Raw genomic sequence first — 9,453 nt, forward strand, 5'->3', positions numbered from 1 at the left:
CTTGCGCGCAAAGTGTTGATTTGCGCGCAAATTCGATTAAACTGATCTCTGTGACACCACTTGCGACCGACGAAGATCATCATGCGGATGATCTTGATTTACACGACCTCATCAGCGTGAGCGCATTCGCCGCGATGCTCGGAGTCAGTGCCACCGTGGCACGCAACGTCGTTCGCGAGGGCGGTGTCGCCCATTTCAAGATCGCGAAGAAGTCCGTGCGCATCCCCCGCGCGGAGGCGCAGCGCTACTGCGCCACTCCTCAGGGGCGTCTGCACCGCGAGGCCGCCGAGCGTGCCGAGTCGCCGCCGCAGGGGTGGCTCACGGTGGCTCAGGCGGCGAAGGTGATGACCGTCTCGGAGCGAACAGTGATCGCCCTCCTCGCCGATGGCGCACTGGAGGCCGAGGTGATCGACGGCGGCCGGTACGTCGGCCACCAGGAGATCCAGGAGTACCTCGCCGCCGTGTTCGTGCCCGCAAGGGCCGCCTGACCCACCCGAAGCGACGTAAGCCAAACACCAACCTCCTGATGAGGGGGCACGACCATGCACATGATCAGTTACGCGCAGGCGTGGCGCATCTACGGTGCGCGCACGCCGCACCGGCTCGCCTGCGCCGGGACCATCCCGCAGTGGCGGCGCGGCCGGTGCTTCTACCACGCCGACATGCTCGCCGAGGCGGCTCACAGGGGAGGTGTCAAGTGAGGCTGCTGCCCAGGGCGTCCTCGGTGGACCCGGAAAAGGTGTACTTCCGGCAGGAGGTCGCCGAGATGTTCGGCGTCGATAGGGCGACGGTCGCCGAATGGAGCCAGAAGGGGTATCTGAACGAGTCCACCACGCCCGGCGGTCTGCCGCGCGTCCAGGGCAGTTCCATCATCGCCCTGGTCCGCCGGTGCACGGGACAGGCCGACGTGCCAGGAGTGGCCAAGTGACCAGCGAGCGGAAGCTGGAGCTGGCGCTGGCCGAGCACCTGGAGCAGATGGAGGCCGCGCACGAGATGGCCGAGTGCGGCTCGACGGCGAACCAGTTCACGCCCGCACAGGTCGGCCGTCTCAACGGAGGCATCCAGCACATCTACCGCTTTGGCAACGGCTACGGGGCTTCGGTCGTCAACCACGCTTTCAGCCATGGCGTGGAGCTGGCCGTGCTGAGTTGGGCCCGCCCTGACTCCCCGCTCGGCAGGTACGAGCTGACCTACGACACCCCAGTCACCAGTGACGTGATCGGGCACCTTACGCCCGAGCGGCTTGAGGGGCTGCTCGGCCGGATCGCCGCCCTGCCGCCCGCCGAGTCGGCAGTGCCAAGCGCTGAGCCCACGGCGATCGAGCCCCCGTCTGCTTCCACCACCGAGGGGGGCCAGTAGTGGGCTACGACATGACCTGGCGTCGCATCGACGACAGCGAGCGGGAGGCGGTCGCCGAGGCGCGGGTCGCCTGGGACGCGGCAGTGAAGGCACGGGACGCCCTTCCTCGCGAGGAGGCGGGCACCTTCGACTCGGCCAAAGCGAAGGAGCTCGGCGACTGGGACGCCCACGATGCCCACAACGGCCGTACGGAGCGCTACCGCAAGGCCCAGGACTCGGTCATGGCCGCCTCGCGCCTGATGGACGACGTCCACACGTCGTACTTCCGGCTGAACATCTGGGGGATGGGCCTCTATCGCGAGCTGATGCTCCAGCTCGGCATGGCGTTCGATGACGAACCCCATCCTGCCTGGCCCAAGGTCGAGGACTACGGCGTCACGAACCAGCAGGTGTGGGCGGTGGAGGACCCCAACGATCATCCGCAGGAGTACGCCGCCATCACTCCCGAGGTGATGCAGCAGGTGCTCGCCTACCAAGGTGAGCACGAGCGGGTGCTGTCCTGGCACGGCTTGGAGGTCCCCGGCCTTCCGCTGCACAAGTTCGGCAGCAACGACGGCTGGATCGTGCTGCCGGTCGAGTGTGAGGCGGCCGTGCGTATCTGGCGTAAGCATAAAGGCTTGCAGAGTGAGGCGGCCGTGCGAGCAAGGCTCGGCAGCGACGATGCGTTCGCGTACTGGCTCACCTGGATCGCCTTCCTCGAAGGCGGCGTCACGCACAACGGATTCGAGGTGTGGTGATGACCGCCCCCCGGTACGCGGTCGATACGCCGAATGGCCGGTACTACCGCGACCCGAAGGACGGCCTCGACGGACCGCCCCGCTACGTCTCGGTCACCAACGTCATCAACCAATGGGACAAGGACGCCCTCGCGCCCGGCGCGGCCAAGGCGACCGTCGCCCACATGATGGAGCACCTCCCGGCCGCGGTGCGGGCCTCGCGCCACCCCGAGACGCGCGAGGCGTTCGCCAAGGAGGCACGGGGCGCGTTCCGCAAGATCTGGGACAAGGCCGCCGACTTCGGCACGCTGGTTCACAAGCTCGCCGATGCCCACCTCACCGGACGCCATCTCACCTGGTTCTCTCCCGAGGAGCAGGAGGAACTGGCCGAGGCCCGTGAGTTCCTGGACACCTACCTGGAGTGGATGGGCGACTTCGGCGTGGACGCCGAGGGCGACGTTCACTCCAGTGAGATCACCGTCTACAACCGGACCTATGGCTATGCGGGCACCGCGGACCTCTGGGTCGATCTGACCTTTCCGCAACCGCAGTCGCCACAGCATCCGCGCTACCGGTCGCGCACCTACCCGCAGATGACCATCACCACGCCGTCCGGGCTGTGGCTCGTGGACGGCAAGACCAGCCGCAACCCCAACAAGCAGCCCTCCGAGGTCTACCGCGACCACCTCGCCCAGCTTGCCGCGCTGCGGTTCGCCGAGACCGCGCTGCTGCCGGACGGCACTGAGATTCCCGTGCCGCAGTTCGTCGGCACGGCGATTCTCAACCTCCGCCCTGACGGCAAGTACGCGTTCGTTCCCATGCACGCGGGCCCGCAGGAGTTCGAGGTGTTCCTGCACCTCAAGGAGATCGCCGGATACGTGCACGACCAGCTCGACATGCGCCGCTACCGGCCGATCGTCCCCCCTGCCCGCACCACCACCAGGAAGGGTGCCGCCTGATGCCCATCCGCCCGTCCATGATCCAGCGCCGCCTCGCCGAAGCGGGGCGGATCCGGCTCGGACACCGGGTGCCCACCAAGAACAACAAGCTCCGGCCGGAGAAACTGGCGACCTTCCGCTTCACCTCTCCCGACCAGCGGCGTATCGAGGAGATCGCCGCGCTGTACGGCGGCACCGCGCAGCCGTGGGAGGAGAAGAAGCAGTGGCAGGTCATCACCGAGACCGACCGCATCCCCATCACGGTCCCGCCCAACGCCTCCAGCGAGTGGATGGAGCTGTGGTCGGGCGGGGGCGCGGTGCGCCGCTGCGATGGCGAGACCGAGATCAAGTCCAGCAAGCCGTGCCTGTGCAGGGCGTCCAGGCAGATGGCGTGCAAGCCGCACACCCGCGTCAGCCTTCTCCTGCGCGAGGTGACCGGCATGGGCACGTGGCGAATCGAGCCCAAGTCGTGGGACGCCGCCGCTGAGCTGCCCGACCTGGTGGAGTTCCTCGCCAGTGTCGGCCGGTACATCGACGCCGACCTGGTGCTCGACCCACGAACGAAGGTCAAGGACGGCAAGACCTTCGAGTGGTGGGTGCCCATGCTGGACCAGAGCCAGTACACCTTCGGACAGCTCACCGAAGCCGCCCGCACTGGGACGCTGACCGCAGGTCCCGCTGTCGCGACTGCCGCCCTCGCCGGCACGGCCCGAGCGGCCATCCAGGCTCTCGGTGCGGCATTGGCGGCCGAGGACCTGATGATGGCCGCGCGCCTTGCTGAGACCACGGCCGAGTTGCGTGCCATCTGGGAGCGCAGCAAGACCGAAGGGGTCCGGTTCAACCAGGAGCAGCGCGCCGAGTTCGACCGGCTCGTCATCGCCGCGAAGCAGCACACGGCGCAGTCCAGCTCGCCGCAGGGCGCCGTGCCTGCTCAGCAGGAGCCCCCCGAGGCCGAGATCGTGGACGCCGAGCCGGTGGACGAGAACGACGCCGACCTGCTGTGGATGCAGATCGTCTCCGCCTGGCCGGGCACCACGAGTGAGCTGGAGGTGGCGTTCGAGGGAGCGATGGGCGCACTGCCGGGTGACGCCGGTACTGACGAGTACAAGAGCTTCCTCACAGCGCTCAGGTCGGGTCGGATCAAGCCGCTGAAGGGAGTGGCGTGATGTCGGCCGATCTCTACATCCACGCCATGTCCGGTGTCACCGAAGAAGACCTGGAGTGCTTCTTTTCGAGCTCCTTCGGTTCTCGATGGGAGAACCGATCACAGGCATGCACCCGCCCGCCGCGGTGCGCTCACCGGCAGGCGGTTTCCGACAGCCCGTCCGTGTGGATCGGTGAGGTGTCGTGGCTCAAGGCGGCGCTGCTGGAGGATTCCGGGTACGTGCCGGAGCCGGTCGAGGCCGTCACGAAGATGATCGGCGAGCATCTGCCGGTATTGGACGAAGACCTGCGCGCCGGGCTGCTGAGGGCGATCGCGGTACACAATCAACGGGCCGCGAACTATCGGGTCGTGCGCGATGAGAGCGTGGTCGGCTGGTTCGACAAGCACATGGGCGCCCGCCTGTTCACGGTGAGCTGGTGAGCCGATGACCGCCTGGCATCGCTCGCGCCTGCTGGCCCTGGACACCGAGACCACCGGCGTCGACGTCGAGAAGGACCGCATTCTCACGGCTGCCGCCATCGACCTCGCCCCGGCCACTCGCCACAAGCACCTGCGCCACTGGGTGATCAATCCCGGTGTCGAGGTACCGCAGGAGGCCGCCGAGATTCACGGCTACACCACCGCGCGCATCCGCGCCGAGGGGCGCACGGATGTGGCCGAGGCGGTCGGCGAGATCGCCGACGCCGTGGTGGATGCCGCACAGGCAGGGGCGCCGATCATCGCCTATAACGCGCCGTTCGACCTCTCTCTGATCGACCGTGAGACGCGGCGGCACGGCCTGGTTCCGCTCGCCGACCGGCTGGCCGCGACGCCGCTGGTCGTGATCGACCCCTATGTGATCGACAAGGCCACCGACACCTACCGGCGCGGCTCGCGCAGCCTGACCACCGTGAGCGAGCACTACGGCGTGCCGGTCGGGGCGGACGCGCACGGTTGTGTGGCCGACGCCTTGGCCGCTGCACGCGTGGCCTGGGTGATCATGCAGCGCGCCTGCCTGGGCGTCGACCGGCTCACCGAACTCGGCGGCTATCAATCCGACGTGGCGGCGCGGATCGCCGCGCTCGCCTCGATGTCCCCACCTGACCTGCACCGATTCCAGGTGCAGGCCAAGCGAGAGCAGGCCGAGAGCTTTATCGCCTACCGAAAGCGCCGAGGAGAGCCCACCGATGGGATCAGTTCCCTCTGGCCGATCATTCCCCCACCCGAAACGGCGGCGGCAGCCGCCTGACCGAAAGGAACCCTCGTGATCCCCACCCAGGAGCACGGCGAGAGCCCGGCCACCATCCCGCCCGAGCCGTTCCCTCCGATGACGTCAGAGGGAGACGTGGACCTGCCCGACTTCCAGGGCGATACGATCACCCACCTCCAGGACTGCATGACCCGAGCCATCCGTTCGGCGGACCACTTCGCCCAGCAGTCCGCCGAACGGCGGCGGATCGCGGAAGACCACCTTCGAGCCGCCGCAGCCCACCAGGAAACGGCCGTCCACTACCGCATGGCCGCAGGGGAGTGGCAGGCGCTCATTACCTTCGTCGCCGAGCAGCGAACCGCCGCCGAGAGAGCACGCAGCACGACCGGGCCGCACACCGTCATCCCCATCGCGCAGGACGACCGGATCGCCACGCTGATCACCAACGCCGAGGGGCGGGTGGCCTGATGTACGGAAAGACGGCCGTGCTCGCGGCCGGTGATGCCACCCGAGGCTCGGTGCCGCCCTGTGGCCCCGGCCGTGAGCGTGACGCGGCAAGCCTTCAGGCCGGCTGGCATGTGTGGGCCGATACGCGGGAGTGGCTGACCCTGGACGCGGTGATCAAGCACCCGAGCGGCGCCGTGCGCTACGCCAGTGGATCGCGCGTGTTCATCGCCGGAGGTCGTGACCAGATCTGGTGCCGGACGGACGCCGAGCACCGCCAGGCCGCCTGGTTCGGAGGCGATGCCTGATGGGCACCCGTGGATTCATCGGATTCGTCGCTGAGGAGCGCGAGATCATCGCGTACAACCACTTCGACTCCTACCCTTCCGGCGTCGGAGCGGACGTGCTGCGCTGGCTGCGCGCCGCGATGGACGCACCAGAGGCCCTGCGGGAGCGTGTGGTCGGCCTGCGCCTGGTGACCGTCGAGGACGAGAAGCCGACCGACGAGGACATCATGCGGCTCGGCCGGTTCGCCAACGAGCAGGTCTCCACCGGCAGTGTCTACGAATGGTACGTGCTGCTGCACCGCACGCAGGGCAATCCGCACGCCATGCTGGAGGCGGGCGTGGTGGAGGACGCGAGCATGTTCCCGCAGGACAGCCTGTTCTGCGAGTGGGGTTACCTCGTGGACCTAGACGCGATGACGTTTGAGGTCTACCGAGGCTGGCAGACCCGCCCGCACCGGCACGGGCGGTTCGCGAGGCGCAAGCGGCCCAGGTCTGGGCCGGGTAGATCGGAGTACTATCCGGTGGCGCTCGCGGCGAGCTGGCCGCTCGGTGAGCTGCCGACCGACGAGGGATTCCTCGCCCGGTTCGGGGGTGGCGGGTAATGGCCATCACCACGCTGAGGGAGGCCGAGGCCGTCAACAGGCTGATCGGCTACCTGATCGGGCGCCCGGTGGGCTGGATGCCAGTGCCCACCTTCGAGGAGGCCCGCCAGGCACTCGTGTTGCTCGCCGACGCCGCTCATCGCAAGTACGGCGGCAGCGGCTTCAGCGGGTCGGCTGCGCAGGAGTTGTGGGCCGAGGCCGCCCAGCCCGCTACGGGCGAAGGAGAAGAACAGTGAGCAGGCCTTCTATGCTCGCGCTCGGCGTGCTCCTAGCCGCGCTTCTGGCCGGCTGCGGCGACATCCGTCTGGAGCCGAAGGTGTCGGGCGTGGTCATCGGACGGGAGTACGACCCGCCCGAGCGCAAGCCGAAGAAGTCCTGCCGGACCACAGGCACCGGCGGCAAGGCGAGAACCACCTGCTCGACCACGTACCTCACCGAGCCCGCGGAGTGGGAATTGACCGTCGCGCCTTTCGCAGGCGGCCCCGCCGCCGAGTTAAAGGTAAGCCATAGCGCTTACGCCAGATGCCCCGAAGGGGCCGTATATCCCGACTGCGCGATTGGAACCCCATGACCTACGACCACCCGTGGAGCATCACCCGCTGGCTGCTCACCATGTTCGGCGTCATCGCCCTGATCAGCCTGCTGGTGTGGGGCCTCGGCTGGGTCACCCAGCCCTTCCGCACCGCCGAGGGAGTGCGCGAGCAGGTCGCGGATCCCGACAATGCGATCTTCCAGTACGAGAAGTTCCACGACGCCTGCGCCCGGATCGTGACGCTCGATCAGCAGCAGGCGGCGGCGAAGAAGGCCGCCACAGAGCACGACGAGCGCAGTCGGGACAAGCCCGACCCGATCGGGCGTAACGCGGACGAATCCGCGCGGCTGCACCAGGTGGCCGATGGTCTCAAGTTCACCCGCCAGGCTGCGGCCCAGCAGTACAACGCCGACTCCCGCAAGTGGACGCAGGACCTTTTCAAAGGCAGGTCTCTGCCGTTCCGCATCACTGACGACACACCCGCCTGCGACGGCTGAGCCTCGACAGCAATGGAGATCAAGATCATGAAGGCCCTCTCCCGGTTGACGGCTGTCACGGCGGCGGTAGTGCTCGCCCTGACCGGCTGCACCGGTGGCATGACCGATGACCAAAAGCGCAAGCGTGACGCATACGACGCCGCCATGAAGGCGGTGGGCGGCTTCCCGGACGAGGCGGTCAAGCAAAACCCGACAGAGCTGGCGAATGCGCGCCGCAAACTGATCGCCGACAGTGACCCGAACCGGCTCAGTTACATCTACCTGCTTTCGATGGACGGCAAGGTCATCGCGCACTTCGTCGCCAAAGGCAAGGTCAGCAGCGCCGACTCGCAGATGCTGCCCGACTACGAGCACAAGGACCTGTGCGGCACCGGGGCCTGCTACGAGACGGTGAACGCCTCCGGCGACGACATGACCTATGGCAACCGGGAACCGGGGATCTTCTTCTTCACACCGGAGAACATGCTGGTCACCTGGAGCGGCGACTACCTCCAGTTCGACCGGCCGATGAAGATCCGCACGCCGATCTCCCTGGTCGCCGAGGTCGGGTGAGCGTGAAGCTCCCCATGGGGCCGATGCAGCCGTGGCAGCAGGCCACGGCTGCGGGCCTGATCACGGCATTCTTCGTGCTGGCGCTGACCCTGCCCAGCGGAATCTGGGCGTTCCTGGCCGCCATGCTCGCCCTGTTCATCGGCATCGCTCTCGGCTACGTCGGTGGTAGCGAGGCGGTACGGCACGAGGCGTCCAAGCGCTACGACCGCCTGTACGGCCTCTTCAACGAGGCGATGGAGCAGCGCGACGCGTACGCGCGTAAGGCGTACGACCTGACGGACAAGCTGGAGCGCGCCGAAGCGGATCTGCTGGCGACGGCGGCAGAAAAGACGCGGCTGAACCGTCGCCTCGAACAGCTCACGCAAGGGCCGGGGGCGCAGCCGTGACCAATCTGATCGTGGCTCTCGCGATCGTGATGGTCGTGGCCGATCTGGCGGCGCTCACCCTGTTCGCCGCGTGGACATGGTGCGCCCGCTCCGCCACGCGGGGCGAGTGCCGCCGGGCCGCGCGCCGGCAGCAGGCACAGCGCCAGCTCGACCGCCGGGCAGCCCCCGACCCGCGATGGGACAGGTGGCTGCGCGAGGCGGGGCTGTCGGACCCGGACCGGAAGGAATTTCGATGACCGACCTCCACGTGATCGGGCTGGACCCCTCCCTGACCGCCACCGGCCTGGCCAGCTCGCAGGGCTGGACCAAGGTCATCGGCCAGGCAGGCAAGAAGACCATGTCCTACGTCGAGCGGCACGAGCGCATCGCTGCCGTCAAGACGCAGGTGGTCGCTGCCGTGCCGCAGGACGTGGTCCTGGTCGTGATGGAAGGCCCGAACTACGGCAGCACAGACGGCCATGCGTTCGATCGCGCCCATCTGTGGTGGGACCTGTACGCGGCGATCGTGTTCGGCCGGTCCATCCCGATCGCGATCTGCCCTCCCAGCGTGCTCAAGACGTACGCCACCGGCTTGGGCGACGCTCGCAAGCGCGAGGTGATCGACGCCGTCGCCCATCATTTCCCCATCTGGCAGGCCGGACGCAACAGCAACCGAGCCGACGCCGTGATCCTCATGGCCGCTGGCCGCGACCGGCTCAGCCACCCCCTGGTGAACCTGCCCGAAACCCACCGCCGAGCGCTCGGCTCCATCGCCTGGCCGGGCGCGGTGCACGCACTCACCTGACC

Annotated in this window: 19 protein-coding genes; all 19 read left to right on the top strand. The window is 68.0% G+C overall.

All coding sequences use genetic code 11. The features are described from left to right. Positions 1-20: 20 nt before the first annotated feature. The 19 genes from P3X83_RS28675 to P3X83_RS28765 are packed head-to-tail and all read left to right on the top strand — an operon-like array spanning position 21 to position 9,451. The gene (locus tag P3X83_RS28675; RefSeq protein WP_277308366.1) at positions 21-488 is read left to right on the top strand and encodes a helix-turn-helix domain-containing protein; all 468 of its coding nucleotides are present in this window, start codon (positions 21-23) and stop codon (positions 486-488) included. A gap of 54 nt (positions 489-542) precedes the next feature. Then, complete coding sequence (locus P3X83_RS28680; RefSeq protein WP_277308367.1) at positions 543-701, top strand: hypothetical protein; 159 nt, start codon at positions 543-545, stop codon at positions 699-701. After that, positions 698-928: a hypothetical protein gene (locus tag P3X83_RS28685; protein ID WP_277308368.1), complete on the top strand. Its 231-nt coding sequence runs from the start codon at positions 698-700 to the stop codon at positions 926-928. The genes P3X83_RS28680 and P3X83_RS28685 overlap by 4 nt, the downstream gene beginning before the upstream one ends. Further along, positions 925-1,359: a hypothetical protein gene (locus P3X83_RS28690; RefSeq protein ID WP_277308369.1), complete on the top strand. Its 435-nt coding sequence runs from the start codon at positions 925-927 to the stop codon at positions 1,357-1,359. The genes P3X83_RS28685 and P3X83_RS28690 overlap by 4 nt, the downstream gene beginning before the upstream one ends. Beyond that, positions 1,359-2,096: a hypothetical protein gene (locus P3X83_RS28695; RefSeq protein WP_277308370.1), complete on the top strand. Its 738-nt coding sequence runs from the start codon at positions 1,359-1,361 to the stop codon at positions 2,094-2,096. Before P3X83_RS28690 ends, P3X83_RS28695 begins: the two co-directional genes overlap by 1 nt. Further along, positions 2,096-3,034 carry a hypothetical protein gene (locus tag P3X83_RS28700; protein ID WP_277308371.1) on the top strand — a complete coding sequence of 313 codons (939 nt, stop codon included), beginning with the start codon at positions 2,096-2,098 and terminating at the stop codon, positions 3,032-3,034. The genes P3X83_RS28695 and P3X83_RS28700 overlap by 1 nt, the downstream gene beginning before the upstream one ends. Next, entirely contained in the window at positions 3,034-4,179 is a 1,146-nt protein-coding gene (locus tag P3X83_RS28705) for a hypothetical protein (protein WP_277308372.1), read from the top strand. Before P3X83_RS28700 ends, P3X83_RS28705 begins: the two co-directional genes overlap by 1 nt. Beyond that, positions 4,179-4,598 (top strand): hypothetical protein, encoded by a 420-nt coding sequence (locus P3X83_RS28710; protein ID WP_277308373.1) that lies wholly within the window; start codon positions 4,179-4,181, stop codon positions 4,596-4,598. Before P3X83_RS28705 ends, P3X83_RS28710 begins: the two co-directional genes overlap by 1 nt. 4 nt (positions 4,599-4,602) lie before the next feature. Continuing rightward, on the top strand, positions 4,603-5,406 hold the full coding sequence (locus P3X83_RS28715; RefSeq protein WP_277308375.1) for an exonuclease domain-containing protein: 804 nt from the start codon (positions 4,603-4,605) through the stop codon (positions 5,404-5,406). A 15-nt stretch (positions 5,407-5,421) separates the two neighbouring features. After that, positions 5,422-5,835: a hypothetical protein gene (locus P3X83_RS28720; protein WP_277308377.1), complete on the top strand. Its 414-nt coding sequence runs from the start codon at positions 5,422-5,424 to the stop codon at positions 5,833-5,835. Beyond that, the gene (locus P3X83_RS28725; protein ID WP_277308378.1) at positions 5,835-6,119 is read left to right on the top strand and encodes a hypothetical protein; all 285 of its coding nucleotides are present in this window, start codon (positions 5,835-5,837) and stop codon (positions 6,117-6,119) included. The genes P3X83_RS28720 and P3X83_RS28725 overlap by 1 nt, the downstream gene beginning before the upstream one ends. Beyond that, positions 6,119-6,700 (top strand): hypothetical protein, encoded by a 582-nt coding sequence (locus P3X83_RS28730; protein WP_277308379.1) that lies wholly within the window; start codon positions 6,119-6,121, stop codon positions 6,698-6,700. Before P3X83_RS28725 ends, P3X83_RS28730 begins: the two co-directional genes overlap by 1 nt. Continuing rightward, on the top strand, positions 6,700-6,936 hold the full coding sequence (locus tag P3X83_RS28735) for a hypothetical protein (protein ID WP_277308380.1): 237 nt from the start codon (positions 6,700-6,702) through the stop codon (positions 6,934-6,936). Before P3X83_RS28730 ends, P3X83_RS28735 begins: the two co-directional genes overlap by 1 nt. A gap of 11 nt (positions 6,937-6,947) precedes the next feature. After that, a complete protein-coding gene (locus tag P3X83_RS28740) occupies positions 6,948-7,271 on the top strand; it encodes a hypothetical protein (RefSeq protein WP_277308381.1) in 324 nt (107 codons plus the stop codon). Further along, positions 7,268-7,729 (top strand): hypothetical protein, encoded by a 462-nt coding sequence (locus P3X83_RS28745; RefSeq protein ID WP_277308382.1) that lies wholly within the window; start codon positions 7,268-7,270, stop codon positions 7,727-7,729. The genes P3X83_RS28740 and P3X83_RS28745 overlap by 4 nt, the downstream gene beginning before the upstream one ends. Positions 7,730-7,741: 12 nt before the next feature. Continuing rightward, the gene (locus P3X83_RS28750; protein ID WP_277308383.1) at positions 7,742-8,281 is read left to right on the top strand and encodes a hypothetical protein; all 540 of its coding nucleotides are present in this window, start codon (positions 7,742-7,744) and stop codon (positions 8,279-8,281) included. Beyond that, positions 8,278-8,667: a hypothetical protein gene (locus tag P3X83_RS28755; RefSeq protein ID WP_277308384.1), complete on the top strand. Its 390-nt coding sequence runs from the start codon at positions 8,278-8,280 to the stop codon at positions 8,665-8,667. Before P3X83_RS28750 ends, P3X83_RS28755 begins: the two co-directional genes overlap by 4 nt. Next, entirely contained in the window at positions 8,664-8,903 is a 240-nt protein-coding gene (locus P3X83_RS28760) for a hypothetical protein (protein WP_277308385.1), read from the top strand. The genes P3X83_RS28755 and P3X83_RS28760 overlap by 4 nt, the downstream gene beginning before the upstream one ends. Continuing rightward, complete coding sequence (locus tag P3X83_RS28765) at positions 8,900-9,451, top strand: hypothetical protein (RefSeq protein WP_277308386.1); 552 nt, start codon at positions 8,900-8,902, stop codon at positions 9,449-9,451. The genes P3X83_RS28760 and P3X83_RS28765 overlap by 4 nt, the downstream gene beginning before the upstream one ends. Positions 9,452-9,453 lie beyond the last annotated feature (2 nt).

Source organism: Spongiactinospora sp. TRM90649, assembly GCF_029382225.1.
Lineage (GTDB): Bacteria > Actinomycetota > Actinomycetes > Streptosporangiales > Streptosporangiaceae > Spongiactinospora.